Source organism: Burkholderia sp. SRS-W-2-2016, assembly GCF_001931485.1.
Classification (GTDB): Bacteria; Pseudomonadota; Gammaproteobacteria; order Burkholderiales; family Burkholderiaceae; genus Paraburkholderia.
Window position 1 is genome coordinate 116064 of record NZ_MSDV01000018.1, and the last position, 15043, is coordinate 131106.

Genomic DNA, 15043 nt, shown 5'->3' on the forward strand with positions numbered 1-15043 from the left:
CGCGCGGCGAGCCGACGCGCTTTGCCGTCGCGCCAAAGATATAAGTCGCGCGACATGTCCGGCATGCCATCCATGCGATTGGACCCATATTTGTCTTCACCTACATTGCGACTCAGAAAAGCGCATTTCCAATGTTTCCCATTCAATAAATCCACGAGACAACCCTGACGACGGCCCGCGCCGACTGCGGCCGTTTCAGCACGCTGATAAAGGAGGCAGTCATCATGATGGAACCCCAGGCCCTCGCGACTTCCGAAGTCGCGCCCGAGTCGTTCGACTCCAAAGGCTTTCTCGACCGCTACTTCGATATCTCCGCGCGCGGCAGCACGCAGCGTGCGGAAATCGTCGCCGGCATCACGACCTTCCTCGCGATGGTCTACTCCGTGTTCGTCGTGCCGGGCATGTTCGGCAAGGCTGGCTTCGACACCAGCGCGGTGTTCGTCGCGGTGTGCCTGACCACCGCGTTCGGCTCGCTGCTGATGGGCGTGTGGGCGCGTCTGCCGATCGCGATCGGCTGCGCGATCTCGCTGACCGCGTTCACCGCGTTCGGCCTCGTGCTCGGCAAGGGCCTGCATCCGACCGTCGCGCTCGGCGCGGTGTTCCTGATGGGCGTCGTGTTTACCGCGATTTCGGTGACCGGCGTGCGCTCGTGGATCCTGCGCAATCTGCCGGAGGGCATCGCGCACGGCACCGGGATCGGCATCGGCCTCTTTCTGCTGCTGATCGCCGCGAACGATGTCGGCCTCGTCGTCAAGAATCCGGGCGCCGGTCTGCCGGTCTCGCTCGGCCATATCACCGCGTTGCCGGCGCTGATGTCGGTGGCGGGGCTCGCGGCGATCGTCGGGCTGGTGCGCCGGCGCGTGCCGGGCGCGATCCTGATCGTGATCGTCGCGATCTCGGCGCTCGGGCTCGCGATCGATCCGGCCGTCGCGTTTCACGGCGTGTTCGCGGTGCCGTCGCTGTCCGCGCCGGGGCATGCGTCGCTGATCGGCGCGATGGACGTGAAGGGGGCGCTGTCGATGGCGGTGTTGCCGAGCGTGCTCGCGCTGGTGATGACCGCGGTGTTCGACGCGACCGGCACGATCCGCGCGGTCGCGGGGCAGGCCGGTCAGCTCGATGCCAATGGCCGCATCATCAACGGCGGCCGCGCGCTGACCGCCGATTCGGTCAGCTCGATTTTCTCGGGGCTGCTCGGCGGCGCGCCGGCGGCCGCCTATATCGAATCGACGGTCGGCGTCGCGGCCGGCGCGAAGACCGGGATGGCGGCGGCGGTGGTCGGCCTGCTGTTCCTCGTGGTGATGTTCTTCTCGCCGCTCGCCGCGCTGGTGCCTTCGTATGCGACCGCGCCCGCGCTGATGTACGTCGGTCTGCTGATGCTGTCGAACGTCGCGAAGCTGCATATGGACGACATGGTCGACGCGATGGCGGGGCTCGTGTGCGCGGTGTTTATCGTGCTGACCGCGAATATCGTGACCGGCATCATGCTCGGCTTCGCGACGCTGGTGATCGGCCGGGTGGTCAGCGGCGAGTATCGCAAGCTCAATGTGGGCACCGTCGCGATCGCGGTGGTGCTGGTGGGCTTTTATGTCGGCGGCTGGGCGATCTGACGCTGGTTGGGGGTACTGACGAAAATGCCTTGAGACGGCACGGCCCGCGCTATAACGCCATCTCAAACGCGGGCCTCAGAAACATTTCCATCGCCATCACGATCAGGCTCATCGCGGCCGCGGCGAGCGTCAATACGCCGTATTCGTCATAGCGCGCGTCGTACAGGCACGCTATGACGAACAGAATCGCCAGCAGGTTGGTTAGCCAGTCGAAATTCAGCGCAAGGGTCATCAATCGGGTCCGGGGCTCATGTGCGACGGTCTGAGCGCACTTCAAGGCCGGCGCGATTCTATCGAAATGAGCTTACGGATTCGCAACGATTGCGCTTACACAGCTTACGGTGGCGGGCGCGTGTGAGGACACCTGAATAATGTGTTGGGGGCCGCGTTGCAATTGCATCGCGAGCCCCCGACGCGTTTAGCGGGTCTTCTGTTCCGCCATCATGTCGCGCTCGATCCACTCGATCACCGACGTGCGGCGCGGCTGCCAGCCGAGCAGCTTGCGCGCGCGCTCGCCGCGCACCCGGCTGTTCGAGCCGAGCCCGTATGACGCCATTTCGTAGCCCCATTCCTGTTTCGCGTCGTCGAGCGGCCAGTCTTGCGGCGCGCCCAGCTTCAGCGCGCGGGCGATCGCGGCGCTCATCTCGCTGAACAACGCTTCACCGCTTTCGACGAAATAGAACGTGCCGGCCGGGGTCTTTTCGAGCGCGAGGCGATACAGCTCGGCGACGTCGTCGATATGCACGTTCGACCAGATGTTGCCGCCGCTGCCGACATGGCGCACCACGCCGCTCTTCTGCGCCTGCCGCACGAGGCGCGGCAGCTGCACGCTCGCGCTGCCGGCGACCGCGCCGTGGCCGTAGATCAGCGTGTTGCACAGCACGGCCGAGCGGATGTTGTTGCCGGCGGCGCCGAGCACCAGGCGGTCGAGCGCGACGCGCGCGGCCTTGTCGACGGTCGGCTCGGGCAGCGCGTCTTCGTGATAGATGCGCGCGTCGCCGCGCTCGCCGCCCGACGCATCGCCGACGATGCTCGAACCGCTGGTGTGCAGAAACACCTTGCCGGAGCCGGCGAGACCGTCGATCAACGCGCGCACCGCGCCTTCGTGGTCGCTGCTCGCCGCGTTGATCACCGCATCGGCGGCTTGCGCTTCGGCGATCAGCAGCGCGCGCTCGTCGAGCGTGCCGACGACCGGTTCGATGCCGAGCTGCCGCAACTGCGCGTTGTGCTCGGGCTTGCGGATCAGACCGCGCACCTGATGGCCGGCGCGCGCGAGATGCGCGGCGATCGAGCCGCCGATGAAACCGCTTGCGCCTGTAACGAAAATCTTCACGAGGTTCTCCTGAGTGCCTATCCTGGGTGCCTGAACGGGGACCGCGAGCGCGATCGACAGGCATGCAGTATCGCGTCGAAAATTTCTCGCAAAAAGGCGTCTAGTTTCAAATCAATCTTGATTTGAAATCAATAATCGGACGCGCGGGCGGGGAAGGGCCGGTTGTACGCGCGGGAGTTCGGCGCGCCAGCCGCGCTTTTTGCGGCGCCGGCGGGTTCTCCTATAACTGTCTTATCGCGCTGTCGCGAGGCACCGCGCGCCGCGCGCCGCCGCCGCGGCGTTGGCTTGGTCGTTATTTCGGTACACGTGTATATACAAGTCTCTGATCCGCGTACCCCGAGCCGATCCGGCCACGCGCCGCCAGATAACCCGCAGACGACCCGTTTGCCCAGCTATTAAGCGCCCGATCGCGCGGCTCCAGCACCGCTAATGGAAATCCCCAGGCCGTAAATCTCGAAAAAGAAGTTGTATATACAAGAGCGGCCCGCTAGACTTATTCGAACTTGTATAGACAGGACGACAACCATGATTCTCAAGCCCGGCTACCTGACCCTCCCGCAACTGCGCCAGATCGCGCGCGAACAGGTCACCCTGCAACTCGATCCCGCCAGCCACGCCGCGATCGACGCGTGCGCGCAGGCGGTTGCCGACATCACCGCCAAGGGCGAGCCGGCTTACGGTATCAACACCGGTTTCGGCCGGCTGGCCAGCACCCACATCCCGCGCGACCAGCTCGAACTGCTGCAACGCAATCTGGTGCTGTCGCACGCGGTCGGCGTCGGCGAGCCGATGTCGCGCCCGGTCGTGCGTCTGCTGATGGCGCTGAAGCTGTCGAGCCTCGGCCGCGGTCACTCGGGCATCCGCCGCGAAGTGATGGAAGCGATGATCAAGCTGTTCAACGCGGACGTCCTGCCGGTGATTCCGGTCAAGGGCTCGGTCGGCGCATCGGGCGACCTCGCGCCGCTCGCGCATATGTCGGCGGTGCTGCTCGGCGTCGGCGAAGTGTTCGCGAAGGGCGAGCGCATCGCGGCCACCGAAGGTCTCGCGCTGGTCGGCCTGAAGCCGATGACGCTGCAGGCGAAGGAAGGTCTGGCGCTGCTGAACGGCACGCAAGCGTCCACCGCGCTCGCGCTCTACAACATGTTCGCGATCGAGGACCTGTACCGCACCGGGCTGGTGGCCGGCGCGCTGTCGGTCGACGCGGCGATGGGTTCGGTCAAGCCGTTCGATGCGCGCATCCACGAACTGCGCGGCCATCAAGGCCAGATCGACGCGGCGGCCGCGTATCGCTCGCTGCTGCAGGGCTCGAACATCAACGTGTCGCACGCCGATTGCGACAAGGTGCAGGACCCGTACAGCCTGCGCTGCCAGCCGCAGGTGATGGGCGCGTGTCTGGACCAGATGCGCCAGGCCGCGCAAACGCTGCTGACCGAAGCGAACGCGGTGTCGGATAACCCGCTGATTTTCCCGGACACCGGCGAAGTGCTGTCGGGCGGCAACTTCCACGCCGAGCCGGTCGCGTTCGCGGCCGACAACCTCGCGCTCGCCGCATCCGAAATCGGCGCGCTCGCCGAGCGTCGTATCGCGCTGCTGATCGACGCGACGCTGTCGGGCCTGCCGCCGTTCCTCGTCAAGGATGGCGGGGTGAACTCGGGCTTCATGATCGCGCACGTGACCGCGGCCGCGCTCGCGTCCGAAAACAAGACGCTCGCGCATCCGGCCTCGGTCGATTCGCTGCCCACGTCGGCGAACCAGGAAGACCACGTGTCGATGGCGACGTTCGCCGCGCGCAAGCTCGGCGATATCGCCGAGAACACCGCGAACATCCTGTCGATCGAACTGCTGGCCGCAGCTCAAGGCGTCGATCTGCGCGCGCCGCACAAGACCAGCCCGAGCCTGCAGAAGGTGATGGATCTGGTGCGCGGCGAAGTTGCTCACTACGAGCTCGATCACTACTTCGCGCCGGACATCGCGGCGATCACGAAGCGCGTGCAGGACGGCTCGATCGCGAAGCTGAGCCCGTTCTCGTTCGTGTCGGAACAGTAAGTTTTGACTGCGCGGATCACGCCGATGAACGCACCCGCTTATCAGGGCATCAAGGACTTCATCCTCGCGCGCATTCATGCGGGCGAGTGGGCCGAAGGCGACCAGGTGCCCTCCGAAAACGAGCTTGCGCGCGAGTTCAGCGTCGCGCGCATGACGGTCAACCGCGCGCTGCGCGAGTTGACCTCGGAGCAGGTGCTCACACGCGTGCAGGGCTCGGGCACCTTCGTGGCCCGGCCCAAGTACGAGTCGACGCTGGTCGCGATCCGCAGCATCTCCGACGAAATCGTCGCGCGCGGCCATCACTATCAGGCGAAGGTGCTCAACGTCGGCGCGAGCATCGCCGACGAAGCGCTCGGCGAGGAAATGCAGTTAAAACCTGGCAGTCCGTTGTTTCATTCGCGGCTGCTGCATTTCGAAAACGACGAGCCGGTGCAGCTGGAAGAACGCTGGGTCAATCCGGCGGTCGCACCCGACTACGCGTTGCAGGACTTCACGAACACCACGCCGAACCAGTACCTGGTGCGCGTCGCGCCGCTGCAGCGGGTCGAGTACCGGATCGAGGCTTTAGCCGCCGACGCCGGCACCCGCGAACTGCTCGACATGGACGAGCGCGAGCCGTGCCTGGTGCTGCACCGGCGCACGTGGTCGCAAGGGCAGGTCGCGTCGGTCGCGAATCTGTGGCACCCGGGCACCCGCTACCGCTTCACAGGTCATTTCTGAATTCGTTTTTTCCGATCATCACTGAATCTTTATCGAATATCTTCGAGCATCGCGAGGGACACCATGAACAATCCGAAACACATCGATCCGCGTCTTGACCCGACCCGCACGATCCGCGCACCGCGCGGCGCGGACAAGACCTGCAAGACCTGGATCGCGGAAGCCGCGTACCGGATGATCCAGAATAATCTGGACCCCGAAGTAGCCGAGCACCCGCACGCGCTGGTCGTGTACGGCGGCATCGGCCGCGCCGCGCGCAACTGGGATTGCTTCGACCAGATTCTCACGTCGCTGAAGGACCTGAACGAAGACGAAACGCTGCTGATTCAGTCGGGCAAGCCGGTCGGCGTGTTCCGCACCCATGCGGATGCGCCGCGCGTGCTGCTGGCCAATTCGAACCTGGTGCCGCACTGGGCGACGTGGGAACACTTCCACGAACTCGACCGCAAGGGCCTGATGATGTACGGCCAGATGACCGCGGGCAGCTGGATCTATATCGGCAGCCAGGGGATCGTGCAGGGCACCTACGAGACTTTCTTCTCGGTCGCGAACCAGCATTTCAACGGCGACCCGAAGGGCCGCTGGATTCTCACCGGCGGCCTCGGCGGGATGGGCGGCGCGCAGCCGCTGGCGGCGACGATGGCCGGTTTCTCGATGATCGCGGTCGAATGCGACGAGACCCGCATCGACTTCCGTCTGAAGACCCGCTACGTCGATAAGAAAGCGAAGACGCTCGACGAAGCGCTCGCGATGCTCGACGAAGCGAAGCGCGCCGGCAAGCCGGTGTCGGTCGGTCTGCTCGGCAATGCGGCCGACGTGTTCGCCGAGTGCGTGACGCGCGGCATCACGCCGGACTGCGTGACGGACCAGACCAGCGCGCACGATCCGATTCACGGCTACCTGCCGCAAGGCTGGAGCGTCGAAGACTGGCGCGAGCGGATGAAGACCGCGCCGGACAGCATCGTCACGCCGGCCAAGCAGTCGATGGCCAAGCAGGTGCAGGCAATGCTGACGCTGCAGGAACGCGGCGCGGCGACGCTCGACTACGGCAACAACATCCGCCAGATGGCGCTGGAAATGGGCGTCGAAAACGCGTTCGATTTCCCCGGCTTCGTGCCCGCGTATATCCGCCCGCTGTTCTGCGAAGGCAAGGGCCCGTTCCGCTGGGTCGCGCTGTCGGGCGATCCTGAGGACATCTACAAGACCGATGCGAAGGTCAAGGAACTGATTCCCGACGATCCGCATCTGCACAACTGGCTCGACATGGCGCGCGAACGCATCGCGTTCCAGGGTCTGCCGGCGCGGATCTGCTGGGTCGGCGTGAAGGATCGCTATCGCCTCGGCCAGGCGTTCAACGAGATGGTCAAGAACGGCGAGCTGAAGGCGCCGATCGTGATTGGGCGCGATCACCTCGACACCGGCTCGGTCGCGAGCCCGAACCGCGAAACCGAAGCGATGAAGGACGGCTCGGATGCGGTCAGCGACTGGCCGCTGCTGAACGCGCTGCTGAACACCGCGGGCGGCGCGTCGTGGGTGTCGCTGCATCATGGCGGCGGCGTCGGCATGGGCTTCTCGCAGCACTCGGGCGTCGTGATCGTCGCCGACGGCACGCAAGCCGCGCACGAGCGCCTGGGCCGCGTGCTGCTGAACGATCCGGCGACCGGCGTGATGCGTCACGCGGATGCCGGCTACGAACTCGCGCAGCAGACCGCGCGCGAAGCCGGCCTGAAGCTGCCGATGCTGGGCCGCTGATCGTGACGCAAGCGGGCAGCCTCGCGCGCGTCACGCTGATTCGCGGCGCCGAGCTGGTGGCGGCGCCGTGGAAGAACGGCGGCGGCGTCACTCGCGAAGTGGCCGCGTTTCCCGCCCAGGCGGGCGGCGCGGCGGCCGGCGACTTCATGTGGCGCGTGAGCGTCGCCGAGGTCGCGCAGGCCGGGCCGTTCTCGCGCTTCGACGGCGTCGAGCGGACCCTCGTGCTGCTGGCCGGCGCGGGCATGCTGCTCGACGAACTGGACGGCGCGAGCGTGGTGCACACGCATGCGTTGCGCCAGCCGCTCGATCTCGCGCGTTTCGCGGGCGAGACGCGCATCGATGCGCGGCTGGTCGACGGCGCGACGCGCGACTTCAACCTGATGGTGCGGCGCGACGTGGCGCAGGGCGAGCTGGACGTGTGGCACGCCGAAGCGCAGGCGAGCGCGCTGCGCGTGCTGGATGCCGACGTGGTGCTGCTGTACTGCGCGAGCGGCGCGGTGAGCGTCACGTTGACCGCGGGCGAGCAAGCGCAAACGTCGCGGCTCGATGGCGGCGACACGCTGCGCATCGACGCGCCGGAGACGTTGCACTGCGCGCTCGCGGGAGACGGCGCGGTGCTCGCGATCAGCATCCGCTATACGCGCTGACGCCTCACTCGAACAGCAACGCCCACATCCACACCCACAGACACGCAACCCGCTGCAATGAGCAAAGCGATGAAGCAAACCGTCTGGCATCACCTGAACCTATGCCCGCAGGGCGACCCTCGCCACACGCTCGCCGACGCGGCGCTCGCGGTCGAAGATGGCCGCATTGCGTGGCTCGGCGCGGCCTCCGAACTCCCCGCGCAATACGCGGCGTGGCCGCGCGAAGATCTGCATGGCGCGTGGGTCACGCCGGGGCTGATCGACTGCCATACGCACCTCGTGTACGGCGGCCAGCGCGCGGACGAATTCGCGCAGCGTCTCGCCGGCGTCAGCTATGAAGAGATCGCGCGGCAGGGCGGCGGGATCGTCTCGACGGTGCGCGCGACCCGCGCCGCCGACGAAGCGACGCTGTTCGCGCAGGCGGCCGCGCGGCTCGAAGCGCTGCTCGCCGAAGGCGTGACCGCCATTGAAATCAAATCCGGTTACGGCCTCGACCTCGCGAGCGAGCGCAAGATGCTGCGCGTCGCGCGGCAACTGGGCGAGCGCTATCCGGTCAGCGTGTACACCACGTTCCTCGGCGCGCATGCGCTGCCGCCCGAATTCGCGGGCCGCGCCGACGCGTATATCGACGAAGTCTGCAACACGATGCTGCCGGCGCTCGTCGATGAAGGCCTTGTCGATGCGGTCGACGTGTTTTGCGAGCGGATCGGTTTTTCGCTGGAGCAGAGCGAGCGCGTGTTCAACGCGGCCGCGCGTTGCGCTCTGCCGGTCAAGATGCACGCGGAGCAGTTGTCGAACGGCGGCGGCACCGCATTGGCCGCGCGCCATCATGCGCTGTCCGCCGATCACCTCGAATTTCTCGACGAAGCGGGCGTTGCCGCGATGAAGGAAGCGGGCACCGTCGCGGTGCTGCTGCCGGGCGCTTACTACTTCATCCGTGAGACGCAGTTGCCGCCGCTCGACTTGCTGCGGCGCTACGAGGTGCCGATCGCGATCTCGACCGACAGCAATCCGGGCACTTCGCCCGCAACGTCGCTGCTGCTGATGATGAACATGGGCTGCACGCTGTTCCGCATGACCGTGCCCGAAGTGCTGCAAGGGGTGACCGCGCATGCGGCGCGCGCGCTCGGCAGGAGCGACGTGCACGGCGCGTTGCAGGTCGGCCGCGCGGCCGACTTCGCGGTGTGGTCGGTCGATTCGCTGGCCGAACTCGCTTACTGGATCGGCCGGCCGTTGTGCGCGCGGGTGGTGCGCGGCGGCGAGACCGTTTATACGCGGCGCGAAACGCGTGCTTCGAACTAGAACCTGAGAGATGACCCAAGCCAATCAATCGCTGTTCGCCGCTCACGCGTATCTGCCCGATGGCTGGCGCCGTAACGTGCTGCTCGAATGGGACGCGGCCGGCACGCTGACTTCGGTGCAACCGGATCAGGCCGATGCGCCCGCTGGTGTGCCGCAAGCGGCGGGGCCGCTGATGCCAGGTATGCCTAACCTTCATTCGCACGCGTTCCAGCGCGCGATGGCGGGGCTCACCGAATACCGCGCCGCATCTGGCACAGGCGCCACCGATAACTTCTGGTCGTGGCGCGACCTGATGTACCGCTTCGCCGCGCGCATCACGCCGGAAGGCCTCGCGAGTGTCGCGCGCTGGCTCTACATCGAAATGCTGAAGGCCGGCTATACGTCGGTGTGCGAGTTCCACTACGTGCATCACGCGCAGGACGGCCAGCGCTATGCGAACCCGGCCGAACTCGCGCAGCGGGTGGTCGATGCGGCAGCGGCGAGCGGCATCGGTATCACGATGCTGCCGGTGCTGTATCAGTACAGCGGCTTCGGCGCGCAGGCGCCGCGCGACGATCAGCGCCGCTTCATCAATACGCCGGACAGTCTGCTCGAATTGCTCGGCACGCTGCGCGCCGCGCGGCCCGAACATGCGGCACTGCGCTACGGCGTTGCGCCGCATTCGCTGCGCGCGGTGTCGGAAGCGTCGCTGCGCTCGCTGCTCGGCGGCCTTGATGCCGATGCGCCGGTACATATCCATATCGCCGAACAGACCGCCGAAGTCGACGCGTGTATCGCGACCGAAGGCGCGCGGCCGGTGCAATGGCTGCTCGATCGTTTCGACGTCGATGGCCGCTGGTGCCTCGTGCACGCGACCCATGTCGATGCGAACGAAACGGTCGCGCTCGCGAAAAGCGGGGCAGTGGCCGGTTTGTGTCTGACCACCGAAGCGAATCTCGGCGACGGCATTTTTCCGGCGCCGCAATATCTGGAGGCAGGCGGGCGCATCGGCGTCGGTTCGGATAGCCATATCGGTGTGGACTGGCGCTCGGAATTGCGGCTGCTCGAATACGGCCAGCGTTTGACGCGCCGGCAGCGCAACGTGCTGGCTTCGGCCGACGCAACCCATGTAGCCGACCGTCTGTACGACGCCGCGCTCGACGGCGGCGCGCGCGCGACCGGCCGCGCGGTCGGCGCGTTGCAGGTGGGCCGGCGCGCGGACTGGCTGGTGCTCGACAGCGCGCATCCGAACATTGCCGAGCAGGCGCCGCACGCGTGGCTGTCGGGCGTCGTATTCTGCGAGCACGGCGATACGCCGATTCGCGATGTCTACACCGGCGGCGTGAAGGTCGTCGATAACCGCCGGCATCGCGACGAAGAGGGCGCTTATGCGGACTATCGCGCGGCGCTCGCCGAACTGCTGAAATAAACTGGACCACGTTCCAACCGACTCCGGACCGACATGACTGCTTCGAACACCTCAGCGGTTTTCTCGCTACAGCAGGGCAGCCTGCCGCTGCTGATCTCGATCCCGCATCTGGGCACCCAGATCCCGGCCGACATCGCCGCGACAATGACGCCGGTCGCGCAACGCACCGACGATTGCGACTGGCATCTCGATCGCCTGTATGGCTTCGCGCAGCGGCTCGGCGCGTCGATCCTGACGCCGCGCTACGCGCGCTATGTGGTCGACCTGAACCGTCCGCCCGACGGCGCGAACCTGTACCCGGGCCAGGACACCACCGGTCTGCTGCCGGCCGATACGTTCGACAAGGAGCCGCTCTATCGCGACGGCCACCTGCCCGACGACGCCGAGGTTGCGCGCCGTCGCGACGCGTACTGGAAGCCCTATCACGACGCGCTGGCCGGCGAACTCGCGGCGCTCAAAGCGCGCCACGGCAAGGTGCTGTTGTGGGAAGCGCATTCGATCCGCTCGCACGTGCCGCGCTTTTTCGAAGGACGTCTGCCCGATTTCAACTTCGGCACCTCGAACGGCGCGAGCGCGGCGCCGGGTCTGGGCGACGAACTGGCCGCGCTGGTCGAGCGTCACGGCGGTTATACGGCGGTCGCCAACGGCCGCTTCAAGGGCGGCTACATCACGCGTCAATACGGGCAGCCGGCCCAGGGCGTGCATGCGGTGCAGCTCGAACTGTCGCAGATCACCTACATGGAAGAGCGGATGCCGTATGCGTACGACGAGCAACTCGCCGCGAAGGTCGAGCCGTTGCTCGAAGCACTGGTGAGCACCGCGTTGGAGCGCGTGACAGCGGCCTGATTTTCGTCACCGCGAAGATGAATGAAAGCAGCGCGAAATAAATCGCGCTGCTTTTTTTTCGCCACCGCCACGCGAACGTGTAACAGCATGTGTCCGCGATTGCGCGCGCACGCGTTCCTATGGAATGGTTTGAGCGTCGCACGCGCGCGGCCACGTGCACGTGTTCGATCGGCGGCGTGCTGCGCGATAAAAAAAGCCCCGCAAAAGCGGGGCTTTTCGATGTGCGCCATGTCTGCGGACATGGCATCACCGCCATTAGTGGCAGCGCTTTTCCCAGTGATGATGAACGCGCACCTTGTGGCACTCGTGATGATGCTGATAGGCCTGAGCAGGAGCGATTGCACTGAAAGCGGCGACGGTTGCAGCGATGGCGAGAATGATCTTCTTCATTACAAAACCCTTAAGTCGATGTTGTGGAGCAAACGATGAAGCACGGTACGTGCCGCATCGGCGCGTAAGCATGCCACAGCGCACGGCCAAAGCGTATGAACAAGCTGCAAATCCAGTATCGAAACAACGGATGACGCGCACTGAGCCCTGTTTTAACGCGCATTGCGCCGATTCGGCTCGCGGCAATTCGCAAGACGCGTAACTTCGGCATGAAAGCGACACCTATGATTGAAGCAGCGAGTCGGCGTTGCGCGATGCGCTGCGATGCGGCTACCCTTTCAAAACGATGACGCGCACGGTGCGCTGATCGATTTTTCATCGGGAAATCAGATGGACGACCGAGCGATGGAAGATTCCGACGAATTGCAGCTGCCGGTCTGGCGCGCGAACCTGGTGCTGCTGACCAGCGAAGTCGGTGCCGCGAGCCGCCTCGCGCGGATGATGACGTTCTCCGCGAGTTATCTGAAGCTGATGCTGGCGGGGCAGCGCGAATTTAGCGAGGAGTTCGTGCGCGGGGTCGAGGCGGTCACCGGTTTGCCGGGCGGCTGGATGAACGTGCCGCACAGCGCGGACGAGATTCCGCCGAATGCGCGCGACGCGATCGACAACGAGCAGCCGCTCGCGCGTTTTCGCGGCACCGCGCATCCGGTACGCAAGAAGACCGTGCTGCGGCCGCCCGAGCCGATCTTCGGGCAACCGGGGCCGGCGCGGCGCATCGAGGAAGAAACGCTCGATGTCGAAGCGCACCGGCGGCAAGCGCATTTTCGCAAGGCGCGCGAGGTCGCAACCCAGGAGGTGCGGCGCTTCGAACGGCACCTCGTGCATGCGCCGGTCGAACTCGCGTCGATGCGCGCGAAGATCGAGGAGGTGATCGCCGCCGCCGAACTCGACGACCACGTGCAGGCCGATCTCGCGGGCCGGCTCGAACAGATCGACAAGCATCGGCATCTGCTGCTCAGGCACGTCGAGAAACTGCAGGCGTTGCTGAGCCAGCTTGGCGAAGGGGAGTGAGCGCGCGGCGCCGATTGGCTGTCGGCGCGATAAGGCGCGGGCCGGGGTGCATCTTGGGCAAACTTGTCGGCACGTTGCAGGCTCCCGGCGCGCTGGTGTTCGCCGCGGCGATTGCGTTGTTCGATGCCGTCCTGATGCCGCCGTTGGCGAGCGCCGCCGAAATCACCACGACCGCCGACGAACGCGCGCCGTCGACGATCGAGCGCGACGTGCATCTGTTCGTGATCCAGAAAGACGGCTCGATCGAGGAACACGACGACACGGTGCTGCGCGCCGATACCGCGAGCGGCGTCGACGAGATCGCGCAACGCTATGTGTGGTTCAACAAGGACATCGAGCAGGTGCAACTGCTGGCCGCCGAAACGCTCGATCCCGACGGCGGCGCGCATCCGGTCGGCCCTGATGCGATTCGCGACGTGCAGGAGCCGCGCTCTGCCGGTGCGCCGAGCTTCCAGGACGGCGTGTTGCGCACGGTGATCTTTCCCGGCGTGCAGACCGGTTCGCGCGTGCATCTGGCGTTTCGCAAGACCCGCGCGCGGCCGTTGCAGGTGGGCACTTTCGGCTACCTGGTCGAGCCGACCCGCGAGCCGGTCGAGTTGCAAAGGCTGATCTTCGATCTGCCGGCCGACGTGCCGCTCTATGCGGACGCGCGCGGCTACGTCGCGTTGCCGCCCGTCAGCGCGAACGGCCGCACCCGCTACGAGTTCGAGTACCGCCATGGCCCGTATGCGCGGCAGGAAGCGGGCGCGGTCGGCTACGCGAACTGGGGCGACCGCCTGATGGTCTCGACGGTGCCGGACTTCGCCGCGTTCGCCGCGCGCTACCGGGGGCCGGCCAGTGCCGACCCGAGCCGGGACGATCCATCGATCGTGCAACTCGCGCAGGCGCTGACCGCCGGCCTGACCGACCCACGCGACCAGGCCCGCGCGCTATACGACTGGGTGCGTCTGAACATTCGCTACGTCGCGCTGTTTCTCGGCGAGACCGCGGCGATTCCGCACCGCGCGGCCGATATCCTGCGCAACCGCTACGGCGACTGCAAGGATCAGGTCGCGCTGTACGGCGCGCTGCTCGCCGCGCTCGGCATCCGCAGCGAGCCGGTGCTGCTGAACCTCGGTCCGTATTACAGCCTGCCGGCGGTGCCGGGCTACGGCGCGAGCGCGATCAATCACGCGATCATCTGGATTCCTGAGCTTGCGCAGTTCGCCGATACGACCGCCGGCGGCACCGAATTCGGTTATCTGCCCAGCGGAGTAATGGACCGGCCGGTGCTGCTGGTGGACAGCGGCGTGCTCGCGCGCACGCCGGCCACGCAGCGGCGCGAACGGCGCGCGCGCGTGCAACTCGGCATCGACGAAAGCGGCGCGGCGAACTACGCGTACCGCGTGGAGGAGGCGGGCTTCACCGCCGAGATTGAACGCAACACGTTCCGCCGCGCGACCCGCCAGCGCGCGCAGCAGATCGCCGCGAACCGGCTGCTGCAAACGGGCCTGCACGGCAGCGCGCAATTGCAGACCGACGACGTTGCCGCCACGCATGGACCGTTCGCGACGTCGATGCAGGGCAGCGTCCCGCATCTGATCTGGAAGGACGGCACGACCGCGCTGCCGGCGCTGACGAGTCTTTCTGGCGGGATGGCTTCGCAGGTCGAAGCGTGGCTCGCGGAGCCGCTGCGCACGCAGCCGTGGGCCTGCATCGGCGGGGAGTTCGACGAGACGCTGGAGCTGAGCCTGCCGCGCTTCGTGCGGGTGACCGATCTGCCGGCCGATAGCACGGTCGAGAACCCGGTTCTCGCGTTCAGCTCGCGCTACGTATTCGATCCGGCGACGCGGACCTTGCAGGTCACGCGCCATCTGCGCGCCGCGTTCGGCCATCAGATGTGCAGTGCGAACGAATTCGCGGCGCTGCGCGACGACCTCGTGCGGATCGAACGCGACCTCGATGCGCAGCTGATCGTGAAGGCGGTGCGCGCACAGTGAGC

13 protein-coding genes are annotated in these 15043 nt (G+C 66.4%); 10 read left to right on the forward strand and 3 right to left on the reverse strand.

Going from position 1 to position 15043, the window contains the following annotated elements; translation table 11 throughout:
• The first annotated feature begins 224 nt into the window (after positions 1 to 224).
• Positions 225 to 1607: an NCS2 family permease gene (locus BTH42_RS06135; RefSeq protein ID WP_075296862.1), complete on the forward strand. Its 1383-nt coding sequence runs from the start codon at positions 225 to 227 to the stop codon at positions 1605 to 1607.
• A 49-nt stretch (positions 1608 to 1656) separates the two neighbouring features.
• Here BTH42_RS06135 and BTH42_RS06140 read toward each other — a convergent pair whose 3' ends face one another.
• Both BTH42_RS06140 and BTH42_RS06145 read right to left on the reverse strand, forming a co-directional pair.
• Entirely contained in the window at positions 1657 to 1839 is a 183-nt protein-coding gene (locus BTH42_RS06140; protein ID WP_075296864.1) for a hypothetical protein, read from the reverse strand.
• A 186-nt stretch (positions 1840 to 2025) separates the two neighbouring features.
• The gene (locus BTH42_RS06145; protein WP_075296866.1) at positions 2026 to 2940 is read right to left on the reverse strand and encodes an NAD-dependent epimerase/dehydratase family protein; all 915 of its coding nucleotides are present in this window, start codon (positions 2938 to 2940) and stop codon (positions 2026 to 2028) included.
• Between the two features lie 525 nt (positions 2941 to 3465).
• Between BTH42_RS06145 and hutH the strand changes: the two genes are divergently transcribed.
• The 7 genes from hutH (at position 3466) to hutG (ending at position 11661) form a co-directional block, all read left to right on the forward strand.
• Positions 3466 to 4986 (forward strand): histidine ammonia-lyase, encoded by a 1521-nt coding sequence (gene hutH / locus BTH42_RS06150; protein WP_075296868.1) that lies wholly within the window; start codon positions 3466 to 3468, stop codon positions 4984 to 4986.
• A gap of 24 nt (positions 4987 to 5010) precedes the next feature.
• Positions 5011 to 5706, forward strand: a complete 696-nt coding sequence (gene hutC, locus BTH42_RS06155) for a histidine utilization repressor (protein ID WP_075297035.1) — start codon at positions 5011 to 5013, stop codon at positions 5704 to 5706.
• A 63-nt stretch (positions 5707 to 5769) separates the two neighbouring features.
• Positions 5770 to 7458 carry a urocanate hydratase gene (gene hutU, locus BTH42_RS06160; protein ID WP_075296870.1) on the forward strand — a complete coding sequence of 563 codons (1689 nt, stop codon included), beginning with the start codon at positions 5770 to 5772 and terminating at the stop codon, positions 7456 to 7458.
• Complete coding sequence (locus BTH42_RS06165) at positions 7458 to 8105, forward strand: HutD family protein (RefSeq protein WP_143751986.1); 648 nt, start codon at positions 7458 to 7460, stop codon at positions 8103 to 8105. Before hutU ends, BTH42_RS06165 begins: the two co-directional genes overlap by 1 nt.
• A 69-nt stretch (positions 8106 to 8174) precedes the next feature.
• Complete coding sequence (hutI, locus tag BTH42_RS06170) at positions 8175 to 9407, forward strand: imidazolonepropionase (protein WP_075297037.1); 1233 nt, start codon at positions 8175 to 8177, stop codon at positions 9405 to 9407.
• Between the two features lie 10 nt (positions 9408 to 9417).
• On the forward strand, positions 9418 to 10815 hold the full coding sequence (locus tag BTH42_RS06175; protein ID WP_075296874.1) for a formimidoylglutamate deiminase: 1398 nt from the start codon (positions 9418 to 9420) through the stop codon (positions 10813 to 10815).
• 33 nt (positions 10816 to 10848) lie between these two features.
• Complete coding sequence (gene hutG / locus BTH42_RS06180; RefSeq protein ID WP_075296876.1) at positions 10849 to 11661, forward strand: N-formylglutamate deformylase; 813 nt, start codon at positions 10849 to 10851, stop codon at positions 11659 to 11661.
• 255 nt (positions 11662 to 11916) lie between these two features.
• Here hutG and BTH42_RS35910 read toward each other — a convergent pair whose 3' ends face one another.
• Positions 11917 to 12051, reverse strand: coding sequence for a hypothetical protein (locus BTH42_RS35910; protein WP_256701831.1), 135 nt, complete (start codon positions 12049 to 12051; stop codon positions 11917 to 11919).
• A gap of 345 nt (positions 12052 to 12396) precedes the next feature.
• Here BTH42_RS35910 and BTH42_RS06185 point away from each other — a divergent pair, with 345 nt between their 5' ends.
• Both BTH42_RS06185 and BTH42_RS06190 read left to right on the forward strand, forming a co-directional pair.
• Entirely contained in the window at positions 12397 to 13062 is a 666-nt protein-coding gene (locus BTH42_RS06185) for a hypothetical protein (RefSeq protein ID WP_075297039.1), read from the forward strand.
• A gap of 116 nt (positions 13063 to 13178) precedes the next feature.
• Positions 13179 to 15041 (forward strand): DUF3857 domain-containing transglutaminase family protein, encoded by a 1863-nt coding sequence (locus BTH42_RS06190; protein ID WP_372237246.1) that lies wholly within the window; start codon positions 13179 to 13181, stop codon positions 15039 to 15041.
• Positions 15042 to 15043 lie beyond the last annotated feature (2 nt).